12 protein-coding genes are annotated in these 22,814 nt (G+C 52.5%); 10 read left to right on the top strand and 2 right to left on the bottom strand.

The features are described 5' to 3' along the window. Position 1: 1 nt before the first annotated feature. On the bottom strand, positions 2-4,087 hold the full coding sequence (locus tag B5D63_RS25245; RefSeq protein ID WP_159456153.1) for a hybrid sensor histidine kinase/response regulator transcription factor: 4,086 nt from the start codon (positions 4,085-4,087) through the stop codon (positions 2-4). Between the two features lie 251 nt (positions 4,088-4,338). Here B5D63_RS25245 and B5D63_RS25250 point away from each other — a divergent pair, with 251 nt between their 5' ends. From B5D63_RS25250 to B5D63_RS25290, 9 genes are all read left to right on the top strand, one after another. Continuing rightward, positions 4,339-6,333, top strand: a complete 1,995-nt coding sequence (locus B5D63_RS25250; RefSeq protein ID WP_078671634.1) for an alpha-L-arabinofuranosidase C-terminal domain-containing protein — start codon at positions 4,339-4,341, stop codon at positions 6,331-6,333. Between the two features lie 138 nt (positions 6,334-6,471). Further along, positions 6,472-9,603 carry a SusC/RagA family TonB-linked outer membrane protein gene (locus B5D63_RS25255; protein ID WP_078671635.1) on the top strand — a complete coding sequence of 1,044 codons (3,132 nt, stop codon included), beginning with the start codon at positions 6,472-6,474 and terminating at the stop codon, positions 9,601-9,603. 18 nt (positions 9,604-9,621) lie between these two features. Then, entirely contained in the window at positions 9,622-11,442 is a 1,821-nt protein-coding gene (locus B5D63_RS25260) for a RagB/SusD family nutrient uptake outer membrane protein (protein ID WP_078671636.1), read from the top strand. 83 nt (positions 11,443-11,525) lie between these two features. Beyond that, positions 11,526-14,075 (top strand): hypothetical protein, encoded by a 2,550-nt coding sequence (locus tag B5D63_RS25265; RefSeq protein WP_078671637.1) that lies wholly within the window; start codon positions 11,526-11,528, stop codon positions 14,073-14,075. A gap of 52 nt (positions 14,076-14,127) precedes the next feature. After that, a complete protein-coding gene (locus B5D63_RS25270; protein WP_078671638.1) occupies positions 14,128-15,345 on the top strand; it encodes a glycoside hydrolase family 27 protein in 1,218 nt (405 codons plus the stop codon). Positions 15,346-15,435: 90 nt separating this feature from the next. Beyond that, a complete protein-coding gene (locus tag B5D63_RS25275; protein WP_078671639.1) occupies positions 15,436-16,314 on the top strand; it encodes an aldo/keto reductase in 879 nt (292 codons plus the stop codon). A 10-nt stretch (positions 16,315-16,324) separates the two neighbouring features. Next, on the top strand, positions 16,325-17,497 hold the full coding sequence (locus B5D63_RS25280; protein WP_078671640.1) for an enolase C-terminal domain-like protein: 1,173 nt from the start codon (positions 16,325-16,327) through the stop codon (positions 17,495-17,497). A gap of 16 nt (positions 17,498-17,513) precedes the next feature. Then, on the top strand, positions 17,514-19,064 hold the full coding sequence (locus B5D63_RS25285; protein WP_078671641.1) for an SLC5 family protein: 1,551 nt from the start codon (positions 17,514-17,516) through the stop codon (positions 19,062-19,064). Beyond that, positions 19,064-19,474 (top strand): L-rhamnose mutarotase, encoded by a 411-nt coding sequence (locus tag B5D63_RS25290; RefSeq protein ID WP_235021626.1) that lies wholly within the window; start codon positions 19,064-19,066, stop codon positions 19,472-19,474. Before B5D63_RS25285 ends, B5D63_RS25290 begins: the two co-directional genes overlap by 1 nt. On the opposite strand, the gene B5D63_RS25295 is transcribed toward B5D63_RS25290, so the two are convergent. Then, positions 19,461-20,345 carry a helix-turn-helix domain-containing protein gene (locus B5D63_RS25295; protein WP_159456154.1) on the bottom strand — a complete coding sequence of 295 codons (885 nt, stop codon included), beginning with the start codon at positions 20,343-20,345 and terminating at the stop codon, positions 19,461-19,463. The two genes, B5D63_RS25290 and B5D63_RS25295, sit on opposite strands and share 14 nt — an antisense overlap. Positions 20,346-20,531: 186 nt before the next feature. On the opposite strand from B5D63_RS25295, the gene B5D63_RS25300 reads away from it, so the two are divergent. Next, complete coding sequence (locus B5D63_RS25300) at positions 20,532-22,814, top strand: hypothetical protein (protein WP_078671644.1); 2,283 nt, start codon at positions 20,532-20,534, stop codon at positions 22,812-22,814.

The raw sequence follows: 22,814 nt of genomic DNA on the forward strand, positions 1-22,814 counted from the left end.
GTCAGCTGTCGTTTTCCTTTTTATTCGCCACATACTGCGAAGGCAGCACCTTGAATTCTTCCTTAAAAAATTTCGAGAATTGTTTGGGGTTATTAAACCCCACGTTATAGGCGATCTCCGCGATAGTCATACCGCTTTTTTCCAGTAGTTGCGCTGCGCGCTTCAGCCGGATGGAGCGGATGAACTCCAGCGGGGATTTGCCGGTAAGCGCTACGATCTTCCGGTAAAGCGTCACCCGGTTCATATGCATGGCAGCGCTGAAATCTTCCACGGAGAAGTCCGGATTGTCCATCTGTTGCTCGATGATGTCCAGCGCATTTTGCAGGAAGGCGGCATCTACAGAGGTAACGGTTATTTCGGCGGGATTTACTTCAATTTGCTTCTGGAATCTTTTCTGCAGTAGTTTCTGTTGCGCCAGCAGGTTTTTTATCCGGGAATCCAGTATCTCAAAAGTAAAGGGCTTGGTGATATAGTCATTGGCGCCCGCTGCAAAGGCCTGCAGCTGCCTGCCTTCGTCGCCTACGGCCGTGAGCAGGATCACGGGGATATGCGCCGTCCCGGTTTCCGTTCTGATATTTTTGACCAGGTCAATGCCGTCTGACAAAGGCATCATAATATCGCTGACCACCAGGTCCGGATTACATGATTTCACCTTTTCCCAGCCTTCCTTGCCATTGGTGGCTTCCTCAATATGAAACTGACCTCTCAGGTTATCTTTCAGATAGAAGCGAATGTCTTCATTGTCTTCCACTACAAGGATGGTTTTCAGCTTGCTGTTTTTTCGCGTTTCCCCGGACAACATTTGCGTCGTGTCTTCCCCGGTTAACATTGGCGTGGTACTGCGTATAACGGGATCGTATATTTTTTGGGCCGGAATACGTACGGTAAAGCAGGTGCCGAGCCCAGGCGCGCTCTTCACTGTGATTACGCCGTGGTGAAGTTTTACAAACTCCCGGGTAATGGCCAGTCCTATGCCCGTGCCCTGGTTCGCCATTTCTGCCGGTACATCTGTCTGGAAGAAACGTTCAAAGATTTTCTGTTGCTGGTTTTCGGGGATGCCGATGCCGGTGTCCCGGACTTCGATGATGAGCGTTGCATCGCCTTCATTGCCGGAAGGAGGGTCCGTGGAAAGCTGTAAAGTGACGGTACCATTGTCCGGCGTATATTTAAATGCGTTAGACAGCAGGTTGAACAGGATTTTTTCAATCTTGTCTTTATCAAAATAGATTTCAAGATGGTCAATAGCGGACATGACATTAAAAGTGATCATCTTCTTCTCCGCGATGTCTGTAAAGGAGCGGCTGATGTCCCGGATAAACTGCACAATGTCTCCCATAGCCAGGTGCAGCCGGATGGCCTGTACTTCCATCTTTCTGAAATCCAGCAGTTGGTTGACAAGGTTCAGTAATCTTTTGGCATTACGGAGCACCAGCCCCAGCTGTTTTTGCTGGGATTCGTTCTCCGTGTTTTTGATGATGGTGTCCAGGGGAGAGATGATCAGGCTCAACGGCGTACGCAGTTCGTGACTGACATTGGTAAAGAATTTAGTTTTCACCTGTTCTATGGCATGGGCCCTTTCCGCCTCGCGGCGCTGTTGTTCCACTTCGTACCGCATATGTATCCTGTCCAGCGTAATACGCCGCGCCAGCGCGAACAGTCCGGCGGCTGTCAGCAGATAAAGAACGAAAGCGAAGGGGGTTCGCCAGAAAGGGGGCTCCACACGAATCTTCAGCGATATGGGCTCGCTCCAGGAACCATCGCTGTTGAGCGTTTTGACTTTAAACGTATAATGCCCCGGGTCCAGGTTGGTGTAGGTGGCTTTGCGCTGGCCGCCGTCTGCGTAAAGCCAGTCGGTGTTAAATCCTTCCAGCGTATAGGCGTACCGGTAATGTGCCTTGTGACCATAGTCGAGGGAGGCAAATTCGATGGAGAATACGTTCTCCCGGTATTTCAGGTCAATGTTTCCGAGTTTGGAAAGGGATTGCTCCAGCACAATGCGGCCGTTGAAGATTTCACCCGGCCTGATGTTGCTGTTCAATATCTGCAGGCCGGTGAAGATAAGCTTGGAACGATTAACAGTTTTGGCTACCTGGTTGGTATTAATAATGTTGAAACCGGAGGGACCGCCGAAGATCAGTTCTCCGGCGCTGGTTTTGAGGGCCGCGTTGTCATTGAATTCGCGGTTCTGGAGGTTGTTGGATTCATCGTAACCGACAACCGACAACGTAATGCCCTTGCCGTTCTGCCGTGGTGTGGCGCTGCATAGGCCGCTGGGGGTGGACAGCCATAGCCTTTGCGTGTTGTCTTCCAGTATATTGAGTATGATATTGTCCGGGAGGCCGTCAGCCATGGTGAACAACTCAAAGTCGCCGGTCTGCTCGTTGAACAGGTTGAGCCCTTCATGAGTGCCTACCCACACGCGGCCTTTGCTGTCTTCCAGGAAACAGATGACGTTATTGCTGCTCAGGCTTTTTTTATCGCTGCTATGACGGTAGGTAGTGATTTGTTTTTTGTCCGGGGAAAAGACCATGATCCCATAGGTGGTGCCGGTCCATAGATTGCCTTTGCGGTCGTCCATCAGCGCGGAAATGTAGTTGGACGACTGGTTGCCGGTCCTTTCCCGGAAGAAGTGGGCGAAACGGCCGGTCTTCCGGTCCAGCAGGTCCAGCCCGGTTCCCCAGGTGCCTACCCACAAGCGGCGGTCTTTGTCTTCATAGACTTCCCATACCTTATCGTCCGCGAGGGACGACGTGTCCTGATCGTTGTGCCGGTAACGGGTAAATTTTTTTCCGTCGAAGCTGTTGAGTCCTCCGAAGTAGGTGCCTATCCACAGCACGTTCTGATGGTCCAGGCAGAGGCTTACGATGACGTTGTTGCTGATGCTGTTGGGATTGCGGGGATCATGCTGATATTGCCGGAAGGTATTGGTTTTCCTGTCAAAATAGAGGAGACCGCCACCGTTGGTGCCTATCCAGAGGTTGCCCTGTTTGTCTTCCACGAAGCGGTTCACATCATCATAGGGAAGACTACCGGCATCCGACTCCTGGTGATGATAATGCGGGAATTGCAGGATATTGCTATTGAGATAATTGACGCCCTGTTTGTAGGTGCCCGCCCACAGGATGCCGTTATCATCCTTGTACAAGGCGTTGATGCTGTTTTGACCCAGGCTCTGGGGATTCTTAGGATCGTTGAGCAAATAGGTCGTATGGAAATTTTTCTTTTTATCGATCAGCGCAATGCCGCCATGATCGGTGGCTATCCATATGAGGCCGCTGTTGTCCTGGACGATCTGGCTTACAAGGCCGGATGACAGGCGGGAAGGAGCGGAGTTTTCATTGAAAGGTCTTACGGAATTGTCTTGCGGACGGAAGAGGTAGGCGCCATAGGCGAAACTCCAGAGCCAAATGTCGCCATCGCTGTCAATAAAAAGGTTGGTAGGCGGGCGCTCTTTGGCCTGTTGCTGAACGGCAGTACTCGTGGAGATGGTTTTGCCGGAGGTGATGTCATAATGTTGTAAGACGCCGTTCTGTTGCAGCAGCCATATAGTGCCGGCGGCTGCTTCCCGGACGGCTATGATTTTATTTCCGGCATTGATGTTCATTCTTTTCGCCTGTTTGTTGACATACAGGAAAAGATCGCCGTTCTCATATAAAAACCAGTATCGCCCATTCGTTCCTTTGGTGATATTGTACACAGTACCTTCGGGTAGCCCCAGTGATTTCAGATAGTCGTTGGCGTTAGCAGAGAAACGTTCGGTATGACTATCGTAGACCGACGGGCCGCCTTTTGTTGCCACCCACATTTTTTCATCCGGAAGTTCATACAGCGAAAGCACATAGTTGTCGGTCAGTGAAGTGCTGTCGTTCTGACGGCTGCGCAGCACCTTGCAGGTATAGCCGTCGTAGCGGTTAAGCCCCGATACCGTGCCGAACCACAGGTAGCCGTCCGGGTCCTTGAGGATCGCTGTCACCTGGTTATGCGACAAACCGGAATAGATATCCAGTTTGGAAAAGTTGTAGGGAGCTGTCTGTGCAAAAACCTGGAAAGGTAATGCCAGTATAGCCATTAGAACGAAAACGCGCATCATAACGTGTTGAACTTAGAATTTATTACTGCAGCATAGGAACGCCATCTGATATCCTGTGTCGCCATAAAAAAAGAAAACGCAGCGAAACGACAGCAATGTTTGGAAGGCCCCGGCCCCAAAGGAACTAAAATCCTGCTAAAACGCTACCCCGGCCAAACTACGAGTCTCTGCACGTAAGTTAAAAATAATTGTAGTAATGACAAATAATATTTTTAAATTGTCCGTCGCTAAGTCGCAGATGCAATGTTATGAAGAAAAATAAACTGATCAAAAAATGGAGATGGTGGTTGCCGGCGTGCAGCCTGATGCTGGCAGCTATACCGGCTGTCTGCCAGCAGGTATTTACCGTACAGGCCGACAAACCCGGCGCTGTTATCCAGCCAACGATGTATGGCGTATTCTTTGAAGATATTAATATGGGCGCTGACGGCGGACTATATGCCGAGCTGGTGAAGAACCGCTCCTTTGAATTCGACAACCCATTAATGGGGTGGACGGTCAACGGTAAAAAGGACGAAGGTGATATACTGGTGCTGAATAGTACTGCTTATAACAAAGCCAACCCTCACTATCTGCATATCCGCGTCAACAACCGCCGTAAAGGGGAGTGGGGGCTCACCAACGAAGGCTTTAAAGGCATGGGTATTCGGAAGGGCGTAACGTATTGTTTTTCTGTCAAATACAGTACTAACCAACCAGGTGTGACGGTGTACGCCGAACTGACAACACCTTCCGGAAAGGTGATCGGTGCCGGCTCATTCACCGCTGCGCCCACCGGCGCTGACTGGTCAACGAAGGAAGTAACTTTTACCGCTTCGGCGGAGGAGCCGTCGGCCAGGCTCACAGTGTGGCTGGAGGGCAACGGCAGTATCGATATGGACATGATCTCGCTGTTTCCCGGTGACACCTGGAAAAACAGGCCTAAAGGCCTTAGGGCAGACATGGTACAGATGCTGGCAGACATGCAACCGGGATTTGTTCGTTTCCCCGGCGGTTGTATTGTGGAAGGCCGTAACCTGGCCAACCGCTTTCAGTGGAAAAAGACGGTCGGTCCCCCGGAAGACCGTGAGCTGATCATCAACCGCTGGAACACGGAATTCGGTCACCGCCTGACGCCGGACTATTATCAGAGCTTCGGCCTCGGCTTTTTTGAATACTTCCAGCTGGCAGAAGACATCGGCGCGGCGCCGCTGCCCATCCTCAACTGCGGCATGGCATGTCAGTTTAATACTGCTGAACTGGCGCCCATGGACGCGCTGCAGCCTTATGTCCAGGATGCGATAGACCTGGTGGAATTTGCCAACGGTCCCGCTGACAGTAAATGGGGAAAGGTGCGTGCTGACATGGGACATCCGGCCCCTTTTCACCTGACGATGATCGGGGTGGGCAACGAAAACTGGGGACCGCAGTATGTTGAACGCGCCGCGGAATTTGCGCGTCAGCTGAAAGCCGCGCATCCCGAAATAAAGCTGGTGTTCAGTTCCGGTACAGATCCCGACGGTCCGCGTTTCAACTATCTCAACGATACGCTCCGGAAAATGAACGCCGATTTTATTGACGAACATTACTATCGCAATCCGGAATGGTTTCTCGCCAATGCCGGCCGTTACGATCATTACCCGAGGGAAGGTGCTAAGGTGTTTGCAGGGGAGTACGCTGCGCATGAATCAAAAAATTTCACCGGCGCCAGCCGTAACACGCTGCGGGCGGCCATTGCCGAAGCAGCATTCCTTACCGGCCTGGAAAGAAATGCGGACGTGGTACACATGGCTTCCTACGCACCGCTTTTCGCCAGTGCAGAACAGTGGCAGTGGGCGCCCGATCTTATTTGGGTGAACAGCCTGAAGGTTGTTGGCACGCCCAGCTACCAGGTACAGAAATTATATTCGCGCAATAAGGGGACGCATGTACTGCCATTACACCAGGGCAACGAGCCGGTAAAGGGGAAGGACAGCCTCTATGCCAGCGCTGTCTTCGATAAAAATACAGGAGATGTGATTGTCAAGATCGTTAACGCCAGCCAGCAAACTACTGTCAGAACGATACAGGTAACCGGCAGCAATAAGGTTGCTGGCAGTGCAACGCTGACCACGCTCACCGCTAAGGACCCGGTCACCGTCAATACATTTGACGAAATGCCTGTACAGCCGGTCGTGTCTACGGTACCGGTACGTCGGCAAGCCGTCACGCTCAAGCTGGCGCCCAATTCCCTGAGTGTATTACGGATCGGCGGCAAAAAATAAGATACCCCTCGCGCAAATAAAACATCAAAATCCGGCAAATCCGTGGTGGTTTGTGGCTGTATAAAGATGGAGATTTACAACACGTTATGAATCGGTTTTTTCCGACAGTAAGTCAATCAAAATCTAATTACAGTCACAATGAAAGTAAAAAGCAAAGCACTAATAGGATCTGCTTTGGGGTTGTCATTTGTGTTCCTCTCTATGCAGTCAGCCGAGGCGCAGCGAATTGTCAGGGCAAGCGGCAAGGTCGTGGACACCAAAGATCTTACCCCGCTGCCCGGTGCCACCGTAGTACGGGTAGGCGGTAAAGAAGTCGCCGTCGCCAACAGCGCAGGTTTTTTTGAGATCGGCGTACCGGAAGGAAGTACGCTCAGGATCTCGCAATTAGGTTACAACAACACGCAGATGAAGGCGGATACAGGCATACTGGTAAAGCTGCTGTCCTCTTCCAGTAACCTCGATGCGATAGTAGTGGTGGGTTATGGTGTACAGAAAAAATCCGCTATTTCCGGGTCTATCGGCGTTATTAAAATGGACGACGTGAAGCGGGTAACGCCTACTACTTCCGCCGGCAACCTTTTGCAGGGACAGGTGGCGGGCCTGAAAGTAAACACGCCCGCGGGCGTGCCGGGCGCGAAGCCATCCTTTTTTATCCGGCAGGTAACGACGTTCGATAAAGACCCTAAAAAAGGGCCGGCACAACCGGTGCTGTTTGTCATCGATGGTATGGTGACCAGCAATGCAGATGATTTTAATAACCTGAGCCCCAACGATATCGACAACGTTTCCGTACTGCGGGATGCGTCGGCAGCAGCGGCCTATGGCGCGCGGGCGGCAGGCGGTGTTATTGTGGTGACAACGCGTAAAGGTGTGAAATCCGCCCGGCCGGTCATCAGCTACTCCTTCAATACCGGCGTCGATAAGCGTACCAAAAACGCGCCATTGACCAGCGCGGTGGAAGCAGGGCTGTTGTACAACCGTATCAACCCCAACGCTACCGATCTGTGGACGCAGCAGGAACTGGATTTCTTCAAGACCGTCAACAATGGATGGGGCTACGATCAACTGGCCACCATATGGCGTGACCCTTCTACCACCTCCCACAACCTGAGTGTTTCCGGCGGGGGAGACAAAGTCCGTTATTATATGGGCGGATCTATGGTCTCGCAGAAAAGCTTCGTGGAAAATCTCGACTACAAAAAATATAACCTTCGTTCCAACGTCACCGCAGATATTACAGACAGATTGCAATTGTTTGCCGGTCTTGCTTTGAACACCACCAACCGTTATTCTCCCCCTACGGCAGATGATTTTAACGACTGGTACGGGAAATTGCGGATATGGCAGCCCGAACAGCCGGTGTGGACCGACGGCGGACATCCGGTAGACTATGGCTGGATCATGAACATGGGCGCCCAGGTACGCGGCGATGGCGGATACAAAAAGAATACCGTGGTAAACCCCACCATCAATCTGAAACTGAGTTATAAAATACCGGGTATCGACGGGCTTACTGCCAGCGCGCAATACAACCGCAACTGGTCCAATACCCGGTTTAAATACTTCGAGAAAAAGTACGATGTATGGGTGATGAAGCGCACCGGCAACAGGATACTGTCCCTCGATGAAAAAGATCTCGTAGGCCTGAAAAAAACGAACCAGGTCAGCAACGATTATCTGGAAGAAGATTACCGCTGGTCTGACTACAGTCAGCTAAACCTGCAACTGAGCTATGATCGCAATTTCAGACGGCACCATGTAGGCGGATGGGTACTGATGGAAAAAGCACAGACGGAAGTCGGCGGCGCAGACGCTTACCGCCAGAATTTCCCGGTGTATACTACCGACCAATGGTGGGCGGCCAGCAAAGAACCGAACGATAAAGATGCGGACGGCATCACCAACGAAAAAGTAGGCCGCAAGTCCTGGGTGGGACAGTTCTTCTATGATTACGATGGAAAATATCTCGCCACTTTCTCCTACAGGTATGATGGCTCCTATAAGTTTCCGATAGATTCCCGCTGGGGCTTCTTCCCGTCTGCTTCTGCAGGATGGGTAATTTCCAAGGAGAACTTTTTCCGTAACGTCAAAGGTATAGACTTCCTGAAACTGCGTGCCTCCGCTGGTCTTACCAGCTCCGACAATATTGACGCTTACCAGTGGATGCAGGTGTATAAAATCGGAGAATCTGCTTATTTCGGCACTTCGCCTATCACAGGGACGGGTATACAGTATGGCAACATTACCAACCCGATCGTTACCTGGGAGAAAACAAAATCGTATAACGTAGCGGTGGACGTGGATTTCCTGCGTCACTTCAATGCAACCGCCGAATATTATTTTATTAACACCTACGATATCCTGGCCAAAAGAATACAGACCATTTCCCCAACCTTTCCCCGCGAGATGCCCGCAGAGAACTACGGAGAAGTACATGCCAACGGGGTGGAACTGACGGTGGGATATAACAACAGGGTAGGGAACGTGAAGTATTATGTAAATGCCAATGCGTCCTATGGTGGCGCCAGGTACACCGTCAAAGACCAGAACATTACCTATCCATACCAGGATGAAATAGGCCGCTCTACCAGCCGCATTGTAACACGCGTGGCCGATCATATTCTGCGTACGCAGGCGGACCTCGACGCATGGAACGCCGCGTATCCCAATTACAAATATTACGGCATTGCACCGCAATTAGGGCAGATGGTATACCAGGACCTCAACGGGCCGGATGGCAAACCTGATGGCCTCATCGACGACTGGGACAAGGTAGAAGTGAAGGGCAATAATAATCCCATCCTGCTGGGCGTTAACCTGGGATTTGAATGGAAAGGCATTTCCGTAGACGCTACTATCAACGGTAACCTGAAACAATACAAGTACGTGAACAATCTCGCACAGAACGTGGAATGGAACCGTAACTGGAAGGAATGGTATGGCAACAGCTGGACGCCGGACAATCCCAATGCTTACCTGCCACGGCGTTATTCCAGTAACGATGGCAACAACCGCGTAACTACGGATGAAAGCACTTTCTGGCTCACCCGTTCCGATTTTCTGCGTTTGCGCCTGTTGAACGTCGGTTACAGCCTGCCGTCAAAACTGATCAGCAGATGGGGCGTGAATGGCTTCAAAATATATTTCAGCGGCTCCAACCTCCTTGTGCTCAGCAAATTCAACAGCAAATACTACGATCCGGAAATGGGAGGGCATACCAACTACCCGGTAATGAAGACATTCAACTTTGGGGCAAATGTAACCCTCTAACCGACTTAAAAAGAGAAGATGAAACTTATACATAAACTCAGTATCGCTATTGCGTGTGCTGCGCTGGCTGTCGTTCAGCTGTCGTCCTGTAAAAAAGGACTGGACTACGACAACGTCGGCGCCATGTCTCCTGAAAACGTCTGGAAAGACTCCACCATGATACAGGCTTACCTGTCTGATATTTACGGTGGGTTGCTGCCTAAATGGCCTTTCAATGGCAGTGCTTCGGACGAAGGTATTTCCACGCCGAGAAGTCTTGGCGACTATCAGCGGGGGATCATCAGCGCCAGCAGTGAAGCATCCAATACAAAGCTGGATTACAAATACATAGAGAAGATCAATTATTTCCTCGATAACCTGGCGAAAGCACCAGCCACTGTCATCTCTGCGGAACGGAACAGCCGCTTTGCTGCGGAGGCGAAGTTCTGGCGGGCATGGACGTACTGGGGAATGGTCCGCCAGGTGGGCGGTGTGCCGCTGGTCCTGCATACGCAGGATTACCTGAACAAACCGTCACTGTTTGTGCCGCGCAATAAAACGTCTGAATGCATAGCGCAGATCGTAAAAGACCTGGACGATGCCATACAGGTATTGCCCGCCAGCTATCCCAATGCCAGCCAGGATTACGGACGTATCACCAAAGTAGCGGCGATGGCTTTCAAAGGCAGGGTACTGCTTACTTATGCCAGCCCGTTGTTTAATCCCGGTGGCGACGCCGCCCGTTGGCAGTCGGCCTACAATGCCTGCAAAGCCGCCGTGGACGCTGCTGTCAGCGCCGGACATGCCCTGCATCCCAACTTTCGTAACATCTGGTACCAGGAACGTAACAAAGAGGTGATCATGGTCAACCAGTTCTGGTATCCTATTCATGCCAACACGTTTAACGGCATCCGTGCGGAACCTTTTACCCGCGACGCCTCCAACAACAACCAGCCGTTGCTGTCGCTGCTGCTGGCCTTTCCGAAGCGGGATGGATCTCCCATGCAGTTTGATAAAAACCAGCTGGGCGATCCGGCCTACAACGCTGCTTTCATGAATGATTTTTATACCAACCGGGATGACCGTTTTTACGCAACCGTGTTCTATGGTGGTACGCCGTACCCCACGCCCGACCAGATACCGCCTTCCTATGTGAGCGGTAACAGCTACTGGAACGTCTGGAAGTATGATGCAGCCAGCGGACGCTATACCAACGCTTCCCTTGTCATTCATCCGGGGATACCGGGCAACCCGGGTATTACCGGTTTCTTCGATCGTAAGGGCCTCGACACGACTGTTACCAGCGCACTGGTGTACCAGTCCGGCACCGACTGGCCGGAGATCCGTTTTGCAGAAGTGCTGCTGAACTACGGCGAATGCGCCAATGAGCTGGGTAAGTCCGGCGAAGCCTTGCAGGTATTGCACGATATCCGTCAACGTGCGGGTATCACCCCGGGCGCGGGCAATACTTATGGCATCACCGCTACTGCCACAGCAGGCATCCGCGACGCCTATATCCGTGAAAGACAAGTGGAGTTCGCATTTGAAGGCAGGCGCTTCGATGACCTGCGCCGCTGGAAACGCTACGATATCCTTAACAGCCAGGGCGGCCGCCATGGCCTGTACATCACCCTGAAAGACGGACAAATGGTGACCGCTTCGGAAAATATCATGGACCCCGCTACCAGGGCTAAATTCACCGCCCGGTATGTCGATAACCTTGATGGCGATGCCGGTGTGAAGTTCAACCTGGACCTGAACCACTGGTTCTTCGCCCTGAAACCAGACCAGATCTCACAGTCTCAGAATGTACTGCTGCAAAACAAAGAATGGGGCGGCTCTTTTGATCCGTTGCAATAATCAGCGTTATATTGGTTAAAAACCGGCAGCTGTCCTGGCTGCCGGTTTTTGAATGTATGTTTTTTTAAAAAACTTTTTCTTTCATGAATAGTAATGGGTTTAGACTGATCTCCCTACTGTTGATATCAATCCTGTATACCACCAGCCTTAGCGCGCAGCCTGTCAGGCTACAGACAAAGTATGCGACGGTAACGATCGATGGCAAAGGATTTATTACGTCTGTCCGCAATAAAAAGAATGGCCGCGAATATTGTCCCAAAGGGCTTACATCGGCGCTGATGAGCCTCTATGCAGGTAAACAATACCTGCTGCCGCAACAGGCGGTATACAACCCTCGGCAGCATGAAATGCGGCTCCGCTATCCCAATGGCTCGGAAGCGCTGGTCCGTATTGACCAGCAGCCGGAATACCTGAAACTGAAGCTGCTGTCCCTCACGAACAGAGAAAACGTGGACAATATCGTCTGGGGACCATATAAAAGCACGATCTCGACACTGATCGGCGATGTGATCGGCGTGATACGGAATAAGGAATTTGCTTTCGGTATGCTGGGACTGGACGATAACACCACCGGGGGGCCGCCCAGTGAGGGCGACCTGTCTTTCATGTATTACTTCATCCATTCCCCGGACCCCGTAAAATATCCGCTGCCGGCACACCTCAAAGAAGGGCAGACGTTTAGCATCGGCGGTGACGGCGTAAACGATGTGGCCTTCTATTCCCAGCCGGAAGAGTATTTCCGGATGAACTACGGCAACGGCGCAAAGCTGGAACCAGCCTATGGCGCCACTATCTGTATGCATTCCCGCAACCGGCGGAAGGAGCAGATGATCCGCTTTCCCGATTACCCCGACGGGCTGGACGGAAAGGCCAACTCCGCCCGCTATCAACTGGTGACGCCCGTTGAAGCGGACTTCATCGGTTCAGCCATCGCGTTATATGCCTGTCCTGACTCGCTCGGCCTTCATACCATAGAAAAAATTGTACTGGCGGAAGGCCTGCCGTATCCTACGATTGATGGCAAATGGATCAAAGATCCCTCGGCCTACTGTCCGGATATCGCCTGGTATGGCCCGCATGACAGTCTCGTTGCCTATGCCGGTCGCCTCGGGATCAAAGGTGTGCAGGATGAAGGATGGGGAGAATATTACCCTAACCCGGCCAATCCCTGGAAAAACAAGAAGGTCAGTTTTAGCGATAAAACAGGAATGAGCATTCCTGCCTTTGGCGCATTGATGAAACAACATGGCATCCGTTATGGGCTGCATACGCTTTGCGAATTCCTGCAACCCGGTGATAACAGCGATGTATCGCCCATACCCAGTGACAGTCTCGCCATTATGCAGCGTACCACCATTACCAAAGACCTTCAACCAGAAGATACGATCATCACCGTGGCGGATACCGCCTATTTCAACGAATTCGGCGGCTGGGAAGGCAATCATACCAACGTGCTGAAAATAGGGAAGGAGCTGATCGAATACGATGGTATCACCCGCACGCCGCCTTACACCTTCCTGCACGTGAAGAGGGGGTTTCATCGTACTACCCGCGGAAGTTACAAGGCAGGTACCACGATCGTAAAACTGCAACCCAACTGCTACCGCGGCTTTGCGCCGGATATGCACCTGCAGGATACGTATGCTGATTACTACGGAAAATGGCTGACAGCCGGCGGCATGGACTACATAGATTTCGACGGGCTGGAAAGCTGTATGTACCAGGGCCACGGGCATTATTCCTTCAAACGTTTTTTCCGCGGGCTTTTTGACAGTTACCACCGTAACGGCGGTAAATACCTGCGGGTAATGGGCAGCGCCGTACAGGAGGGCAGCTGGCATTACATGAGCGTGTGCAACGTAGGTGGCGGCGATCATATGTTCAGCCCCGTGAAAAATAAATGGGGCATCGAAGGGAAGGACATGCGTTACGTATTCGAGAGCAGCTATTTCCCGGCTACCTTTGGCATCCAGGGATACCAGGCAGACTGGAGCCTATACGATGCGGAAAACCTGGAAGCAAAATCCATCGGATGGAATGCCACCTACATGCTGGGGCTCAACCAACAGACAGTGGAAGCCAGCGGAGAAAAAGAAGCGATATTTAACGCTTTCCGGTGCTGGGAGGAAGCGCGTGCCGCCAACAAATTCAGCAACGCCCTGAAAGAAAAACTGAAAGACCTGGGCTATAAATTTCACCTGGAGAAAGCAGCCGCCAATATATACCTGTTGTATCCTATCCGGGAAAACAGGTTTTCTGAACAGCGCTGTTCCATCACAGGAACACATATATCATTGCAGAATGAGTTTGCAGAGCAACCACTGGAGTTCTCCTTCAGGATCATGGGGCCGAAAGGCACCGAGGTAAAGGGGGTGACGATCGGGCTGTCGGACAACACTGTGCTGACGATCGACAAGCCGCTCCGCGCCGGCCAGCACGTTATCTACAAAAAAGGTAAACTCTGTGTGGCGGACCATGGGCGTAAGCCGCTGGAACTATTACCTGCAAAAGAGGACCTGCGGATCAAAAAAGGGGTGAGCGATATGGTGGTGACGGTATTACACCCGGTGCAGGATGATAAAGTACGGTTTGAAGTGGTAGTGCCGGTGATGGGCGCACCGGTAAAATTCTGATCATTAAAAAAATGCGGATCTTTATCCTGAAACATCCCCTTATCCAAGAACAATGAGAACAATAATTTTGCTATTGACAGCTTTGATGTCCTGCCTGCCGGCTGGTGCGCAAACACGTTACTCCGCCTGGGATTCGCTGGCGCTCACCCCTCCGATGGGGTGGAACAGCTGGAATTTTTTTGAGGCCAAAGTCAGCGAGCAGGTGATCATGGACATGGCTGATGCCATGGCAACGAACGGTATGAAGGCTGCCGGCTACCGTTACCTGGTGATAGACGATCACTGGGTGGCCGGCCGCGATAAACACAACCAGCTGGTCCCTGATCCCGTACGGTTTCCTCATGGCATGAAGTACCTGGCGGACTACGTACATGGCAAAGGACTGAAGCTGGGCATCTACTCCGATGCAGCGATGCTTACCTGTGGTGGTGTTACCGGCAGTTATAATTTCGAGGAACAGGACGCGCGAACTTTCGCCGCCTGGGGCATCGATTTCCTGAAGTACGATTACTGCAATGCGCCGGAAGATGTGGCTACTGCTTTCAGTCGCTACTCCCGCATGGGCGATGCGCTGAAAAAGTGCGGCCGTCCTATCGTATACTCTATTTGTGAATGGGGACAGCGGAAGCCCTGGCTTTGGGCGAAAGCGGCCGGCGGGCATCTGTGGCGCACCACCTGGGACAGCCGCGATGTATGGGAGTCGCACAATACCAACCTCACCGGCATCATGGAGATATTCCGTCAGCAGGAACACCTGGCACCGTATGCCGGTCCGGGCGGCTGGAATGATCCCGACCTGCTCATGGTGGGTCTTTACGGTAAAGGCGCCTCTTCTTCTGTTGACGGCCGCTTTAAAGGTTGCACCGCCACAGAGTACCGCACGCATTTTGCGCTCTGGAGTATGCTGGCGGCGCCGCTGATGGTCAATATGGACCTGAAGCAGATCGCTCCGGAAGTATTACAACTGATCACTAACCGGCAACTGATCGCCATCAATCAGGACGCGCTGGGCAGACAAGCCACTACCGTGTTACAAAAGAATGATCTGCAGGTATTGCTGAAACCATTGCAGGACAAGGCTTTTGCTGTTTGTGTGTTCAATCGTGCTGCCAGCGGGCAGTCTTTTGAGATAGACCTCAAAAAAGAGCTGGACCTGTGGCAGCCCTTTAATGTCACGGAAGTATGGAGCGGTAGGCCGGTCAGAACGCTGAAAGGTACACTGGAAGCACATGACTGCGCCATGTATATTTTGACGCCCGGGCAAAAATAACATAGGTTTAAGTCAATTTAGGTGTTGTCACACCGTTGTGGCGACTTTACTTTTATTACGCGGATTTTTTTAAGGATTAGATTTTTTCGGATGAATGCAAAAAGTATAGTGTTGGGGACAGCAGGCCTTGGAGGCGTATGGGGAAGAAGAGACCGGCCGGCTTCTGTCCGCACTATACTGACTGCCCTGGAAAACGGCATTACCGCGCTGGACACCGCGCCGGCTTATGGTGATGCAGAGGAGATCGTGGGCGATGCGCTGAAACAGTGGAGGGGGCCGATGCCGGTCATCAGCACCAAAGCCGGCAGGCTGCGCTCTTATGCTGCCGAGGAGGCGCGCTACGACTATTCCGCTGCCGGCATCATGAACAGCGTTTATCACTCGCTCAAAGCGCTGGGCATTCCCGCTGTGGATGTCCTGTTCCTGCACGACCCTGAGGCAGTGCCGGAAGAGGAAGCGGATAACGTGATAGGGGTGATGCAACACCTGAAGCAACTGGGCCTGGTGAAGAAAATCGGTCTGGGAGGTAACATCCCTTTGTGGATGGAAGCTGCTATTAAGACCGGTGTTTTTGACGTGATCATGGAATTCAACCGGCTGAACGCCGGTAACGTGGCAGCGCTCTATGACCGGCTTCCTTTCTGCCAGGCAAGAGGTATGGCGTACTACGCCGCCAGTCCGCTGCATATGGGGCTGCTGGGAAGAAATTTTAATGTGTGGCAGCAGCAGCCACCGTCATGGTTACCTGCCGACCGCATCGCAACAGCGCAGCGGCTGCAGCTGATCGCCGACCGGCATCGGCTTTCGTTGCCGGTAATGGCACATCGTTTCCTGCTCAATATTCCTCATGCATTCAACATTGTGATAGGCGCATCCGCTCCGGACGAGCTGGAAGACAGCCTGTCGGCCTTCCGGGAAGGCCCGCTACCGGCGGCAGTGTACCAGGACATACTGGATTGTAACAAGTAAACACATAGCATTGTATACTATCGATCATCAAATCTTCAACATCACCAGCGTACAGCTGAGGGAGCTGGAACCCGCCACGGCGGTGACGCCCATTCAGGATGCTACCATGGGCCCTTTTCCTGCTTTCGGCCTGGCGCTGATCACACTGGAAGACGAAAACGGTTTTATCGGAGAGGCGCCCGTTTACAGCAGCTATATCAATATCCTGGAAAACTGCCTGTTGCCCATCCTGCTGCATAGTCACCATATTCCGTATCACCAGCTGTACCGGCTGCTTTACTGGTCCATCCGCAACGAGGGCTTCAGAGGCCCGGCATCGGCATTGGTAGGGCAGATAGACCTGGCCCTGCACGATCTGGCGGCCCGCCGGGAAGGAGTGCCGTTGCACCGGTACCTCAACGCGGAAAGAGACACCGTAAAAATGTATGGCAGCGGCGGTGGTACCAACTACACTTTGCCTGAGCTGGAAAAAGAAGTCCGTCTTTTCCTCGATGCCGGCGTGGATTGTTATAAGATGAAAGTCGGCAAGGGTTTCGGCACCAGGATGGAGGAAGACGCCGCCCGTGTGAAGTTTGTACGCGGCCTGTTGGGGAAGGATATACGGCTGGCGGTAGATGCTAACCAGATATGGAGCGGAGAAGAAGCATTGCGTTTTGCAGACATGATCGCCGCGGAGAATGTAGCCTGGTTGGAGGAGCCTATCCACTCCGCCGCATTTGAACAGATAGGGGCGTTGTGCAGCCGCACGCCGCTCTGTATTTCTTTCGGCGAGTCGGAACGGACCTCGCGTTTATTCCCTACATTGGTGAACATGGGAGTGCGGCATCTGCAGCCTGTACCCACGCACCTGGGAGGGGTGAACGAATGGAAGGAGGTGCGGGACCTGGCGGCAAAGAACGGCGTGGATTTTTCATCCGGTGGCTATTCATTGTTTACCGCAGCGCTGATGGCTACCGCGGATGCCGCCTGTGAAGTGGAATACCTGTATGCTATCATGTATGGGCTGGAGCGTTATTTCAGCGTGCGTCCCGAATGGAAGAACGGTACTTTTGTGTTGCCGGACACGGCCGGTATGCCGGTGCGGGTGGACTGGGACTACTGCCGGAAGGCGGATAAGATTGTAAAACATTATTCCTGGAACAGTCTGAATATCAGGAAGTATTCACCTATTGTATCATTATGATCTTTAACACGCGCCTGTGAATATATCACTTACCGGAGTTGACGGCATTGTGCTGGTGTTGTATATTATCGCACTTTTTGCGTTGGGTTTTTTCCTGGGCAGGAACAGCGGAAAAGATATTTTTTTAGGAGGCCGGTCGCTGCGTTGGTGGCAGATCGGTTTTTCCATGTTCAGTGCCAATGCTGGTCCTATGATGCTGATCGGCATGTCCAGCCTGGGGTTTTCCCAGGGGGTGGTAGGCGCCAATTTTGAGTGGCTGGCCTGGATATTCCTGCTGCTGCTGGCCATGTTTTTCCTGCCACGTTACCTGTCGGCCGGTATCAGCACTATACCGCAGTACCTGTTGCATCGTTATGGAAAAAGCGCTTATAATTTCCTGGTGATCTATAGCCTGGTATCCATACTGGTGGTATGGCTGGGCAGCGCTTTGTATGCCGGCGGACTGGTGATTTCGCAGGTGCTGGGCTGTCCTTTGCTGTACGCGGTGGCGCTGATTGCGCTGATCGCTACCAGCTATACCGCTGTAGGCGGCTTCAGGGCGGTCGTTCGCACCGGCATTTTCCAGTCGGTCATCATTATCGTGTCTTCGCTGATACTCACGGTGCTGGCATTCAACAGGATGATGGCTTCCGGCGTAGCGCACCACGAGGTGCCGCCGGATTTCTGGAAGCTATTGCATGGAGCCGACGACCCGGAGTATTCATGGGTAGCCATCCTGGCAGGTTACCCGGTAGTAGCGATCTACTACTGGTGTGCCGACCAGACCATCGTGCAGAAGTTGCTGGGCGCCAAAGACCTGAGGGAAGGGCAGTACGGGGCGTTGTTTATCGCGGCGCTGAAGATTATTACCCCGGTCATCTTTCTGCTGCCGGGCATTATCTGTTTTATATTGTTCAGGGATATCACCACCGCTGATAATGCGTACATTACGTTGGTGAAGCAGCTGATGCCGGATGGTTTCCGGGGCCTTTGCATCGCCGCGCTGATTGCGGCACTGATAGACACGGTATCGTCGGGACTCAATTCTTTCAGCACGGTATTTACGCTGGATGTGGTGGCACAGTTCAGCACAACGGACGAAGAGAGCCGGGTGCGCACCGGCCGGTGGGTGACGGTGCTGGCGGCATTGCTGGCCATCGGCATCGCAGGGATGTTTTTGTATTCAGGTAAAGGTTTGTTTGAAATTACGCAGGGCATGGTGTCTATCCTGGCCCCGCCGCTGTCGGTGGTGTTTCTCGCTTCTATTTTCTGGAAGCGGACCAACAGGGTGGCGGTGCTGACGGTCCTATACGGCGGGGGATCTGTTTGCCTGCTGATGGGGGTATGTTACCTGCTGAATTATCCGTACAAAGGGTTCTGGCCGCATTTCCTGCTGTTGTCGGTATATCTTTTTATCGGACTGGCGGTGCTGATCGTGATGGTGTCATTGCTGACGGCGCCGGTTGTAGCCACCGGGAAGCCGGCGGCCACAACAGAAAAAATTGGTGGACAGTCGCGCAGGGTGTGGGCCGGTTGGGCGGTACTGGCGGCGGTCATGTTGATTATTTATCTTTTATTGAATAAATGATGAAGCACCTATTATGCGTGTTTTTCGCGGTATGTTTAGTATCATGCGGCGGAAACAAAGAACTGAAAACAGAAGAGAAGGTGTTCGTGGTGAACATTGTGCCGGAAGAAAAGAAGCTGCAGGAATACCTTCGTTATCACCGGCAGGTATGGCCGGAAGTGGAAGCCGGTTTCCGGAAAGCAGGGTATAGAAAGATCGTTCTTTACCGGTATCAGTATTTACTGGTGATGAAGATCGAGGTGCCTGTGGGCGCTGACCTGGGGCAGATGGGAAAAACAGCGGAAGCTTACAGCCCGCGTTGTGCGGAATGGAACAGGCTGATGGCCGGCTACCAGGTAGGCGTGCCCGGCACGGCGCAGGGGGAAACCTGGGTGGAAGCAGTTCCTTTTTATGAATTCAGGAAGGAATAGCAACGACGGTGTGTTCGTTATACCGTTTTATAAAATCACGGGGAGATAACCCTTTGATATCCTTAAAATGTTTGTTGAAGTTGGAGATATTGTTATACCCGCTATCGTAACAGGCTTCTGCGACATTATGATGCCCTTCCAGCAATAGTTTGGCGGCATGTCCTATTCTCACTTCCTTTACAAAATCAATCAGCGTGCGGTTGGTCTTCCGTTTGAAAAAACGACAGAAGGCCGCCGAAGACATCGGGATGAGGTCTGCCACATCCTGTAACGCAATTTCTTCTTTAAAATGGCTGAAGATATAATCAAATACCTTGTTGATTTTATTGGCTTCGCCGGAATTGTCTACAGCGTTGAAGTAGGGGGAAGAGAGCACTTCAGCGTAGTCGGATTGCGCCAGCGCATCCAGCAGCTGTAACATCAGTACGGCGCGTGTGAGGCCCGATTGGCCCAGCATTTCCAGCATAAGGTTCCTGGCGGTGGTAATGGTTGGGCCGCTGAACAGCAAGCCCCTGGCGGCTTTTTCGAAGAGTGCATTCAGTTGCCGCGCTTCCGGTTTTTCCAGCAGTTGCCGGCCCATAAAGTCAGGGAAAAAGTGGATCACTGTCGCTACCGGTGGTTGAAAAGGATCTACCGCCTGGTAATACTGCCAGCAATGCGGCAGATAACTGCCCAGCAACACCAGCTCCGTACCTTCAAAGTCGCGGATATGATCGCCGATGAAACGTTTGCCGCTACAGTTTTCAATCAGCGCGATCTCAAAGTTCACATGTGACTTCAATGCCGTATATCTCCTGATCTCCAGCATTTCTGACCTGATGGTAAATGACTGGTCCGGAGGAAAGGTGAAGTTCTCATAAATGTACTGCATAGACATAGATATGTGGCATACTCCCGATGCCAAGTTAATAAAATTTAGCAAGGTTTTAGCAAATAATCTCCTGTTTTTGCGGCAGCAAAAAAAGCATCAGTATTGATCAAATAAGGGGTGGTAAATAGAAAGCCTATCATTGATTTTTGCACCATGAGATATTGGTGCAGCTTTAAATCCCTGATTATGATCCCGGCATTGTGCGCATGGCATATAGTGCCGGCGCAACAGCCGGCGGCAGATGATCTGCCGGGCCAACTGCAGGGTGTGTTACGGTACCGGATCTGCCAGTATGAAGGCACCACTTTAAAGACGGCACAAACCTTTCAGCAGGACAGGGTCCAGGCGGCCGGGGGCGACTGGCGCCTGCAGGTGAATAAAAGGGTCCTGCCCGACGGTGCTACCGATATACAGGCTGCCTGCAGACTGGAAAAGGGTAACGCGCGCCAATGCGCGCTCTCCATATCACTGGACTTCGCCCGATGGAGCCCGCAACATTATGTGCTGGTGCCGGCTTCCGTATACAACGGCAACCGCTATCGTGCCATCGGGGAGGGTTACAATCCTGACTATCCGCGGGATATGTATTATAATCCGCAGGTGCCGCTCACTATCTCCAACAATCCGCGTTTGTCAATTCAAACAGGAGAACCTTCCACGATAGCCTTACAAACCGGCAACGCTGCCACCCCGGCTATCTGTTTTTTTTCGCCACAGGAGAAGAAAGGTTTTATTCTGCTCACGACACAGCAGACCAGTCTGGGAAACAGCGGTCTTACGATAACAGAAAACGCAGCAAAAGACAGCTGCTCACTGTCGATTTCCGCACCAGCGGTACGCAGGCTGGCGCCGGGATTCGGCGATTTCCATGCCAGCGGTGACCGTGCGCCCGACTGGAAAGCCGGTGATGAAGTGACCATGCATTTCCGGACGTATGTATTTGATGCGGAAGATATACCGGCGCTGCTGCGCCGCCTGATGCAGGTCCGTAAAGCACTGAGCGGGCCCAATGCGCCCAGGAACATATTACCGATGAGCAAACTGTTGCAGTGTGCAACGGACATCTGCCGGCAGAACTTCATAGAAGTGAAGGCCGGCGCCTATTACAGGCCGGAGAACAATGATGATTTCCAGCTGGGATGGGTGAGCGGTATGATCAATACCTTTCCCATGCTGGCGCTCAATGATGCGAAGGAACGGCAACGGGTGGCCAGGGAGCTTGATTTTGTGACGGCGAAGCTGCAAGGCAAGAGCGGTTATTTCTACGGTGGTATTACCGCCGACGGTAAGCTGCGTCCCGAAAAAATGCATCCCGCATTCCCTGAGCTGCAGGCGATGGTGAGGAAGAACGGCGACGTGTTGTTCTGGCTGATGAAACACCTGCTGTTGCTGAAAGCGCAGGGATATGGCCGGATGATACGGCCGGAGTGGGAACAGGCTGCAAAGCGGCTGGCGGCAGCCTTTGCGGCCACCTGGGAAAAACATGGCGAGTTCGGACAATTTATTGCTCCTGCAACAGGAGATATTGCGGTTTATAATTCCACGGCGGGGGCGATCGTGCCTGCGGGCATGATCATGGCCTCCCGCTATTTTCACGTTACGGCATGGACGACGATGGCAAAGGATGCGTCCGCCTTTTATTACCGCCGGGATGTTGAAAAGCAGGGTCTGACGGGCGGTGACTGCGGAGATATTTCTCACGATGCCAACTCTGAGTCGGCATTCGGTCTCCTGGAGTCGCTGATGGCCGTGTACCACTATACAGGGGAGCAGCGCTGGCTGCATATGGCCGAAACGCAGGCTGCCCTCTGTGCTACATGGGTACTGTCCTATGATCCTGTTTTTCCTTCCGGTAGCGCTATCGGCAGGTTACAATGCCATATGGCCGGCGCTGTATGGGCCAGTATCCAGAACAAACATGCGGCGCCCGGTATCTGCACGTCTTCCGGCGATGCGCTGTTCAAACTCTTCAGGGCCACCGGCCATCGCCAGTATGCAGATCTGCTGCGGGACATACAACATGCCCATGCAGAAGCGGTGAACATGCCCGGACACCTGACCACGCACAACCTCACCGGTTCTTCAATGGAACGTATCCAGCCCGGCGATGCCGAAGGGAAAGAGAGTATCGGCAATTTCATCAATACGCGCAACTCCTGGACAGAAACCGCAGGCATGCTCATGGCACTGGAAGTGCCGGGTATCTATATCAACACGGATAAAAAAGAAGTATACACCTTTGATCATGTCGTTACTGAAATAATAGCGACGGAAAAATCATCGATGGTCATCGCCATCACCAACCCGACAGCCTACGACGCATCGGTGTCATTGCTGGCAGAAAACAACCGGCAGGCGGCCGCTCCATTGCCCTATACGGCATTTGTGAAATGGCCGCATGTGCGCGCCGGCGCCGGACAAACCGTGAAGGTCCGTGTAACCGCTGCGGGCATTGCCATCATACCATAA

The sequence above is a fragment of the Chitinophaga eiseniae genome (assembly GCF_900167135.1).
Lineage (GTDB): Bacteria > Bacteroidota > Bacteroidia > Chitinophagales > Chitinophagaceae > Chitinophaga > Chitinophaga eiseniae.

Coding starts and splice junctions, on each gene's coding strand:
- B5D63_RS25245 (WP_159456153.1), bottom strand. CDS start 4,087: ATGCGCGTTTTCGTTCTAATGGCTATACTGGCATTACCTTTCCAGGTT.
- B5D63_RS25250 (WP_078671634.1), top strand. CDS start 4,339: ATGAAGAAAAATAAACTGATCAAAAAATGGAGATGGTGGTTGCCGGCG.
- B5D63_RS25255 (WP_078671635.1), top strand. CDS start 6,472: ATGAAAGTAAAAAGCAAAGCACTAATAGGATCTGCTTTGGGGTTGTCA.
- B5D63_RS25260 (WP_078671636.1), top strand. CDS start 9,622: ATGAAACTTATACATAAACTCAGTATCGCTATTGCGTGTGCTGCGCTG.
- B5D63_RS25265 (WP_078671637.1), top strand. CDS start 11,526: ATGAATAGTAATGGGTTTAGACTGATCTCCCTACTGTTGATATCAATC.
- B5D63_RS25270 (WP_078671638.1), top strand. CDS start 14,128: ATGAGAACAATAATTTTGCTATTGACAGCTTTGATGTCCTGCCTGCCG.
- B5D63_RS25275 (WP_078671639.1), top strand. CDS start 15,436: ATGAATGCAAAAAGTATAGTGTTGGGGACAGCAGGCCTTGGAGGCGTA.
- B5D63_RS25290 (WP_235021626.1), top strand. CDS start 19,064: ATGAAGCACCTATTATGCGTGTTTTTCGCGGTATGTTTAGTATCATGC.
- B5D63_RS25295 (WP_159456154.1), bottom strand. CDS start 20,345: ATGCAGTACATTTATGAGAACTTCACCTTTCCTCCGGACCAGTCATTT.
- B5D63_RS25300 (WP_078671644.1), top strand. CDS start 20,532: ATGATCCCGGCATTGTGCGCATGGCATATAGTGCCGGCGCAACAGCCG.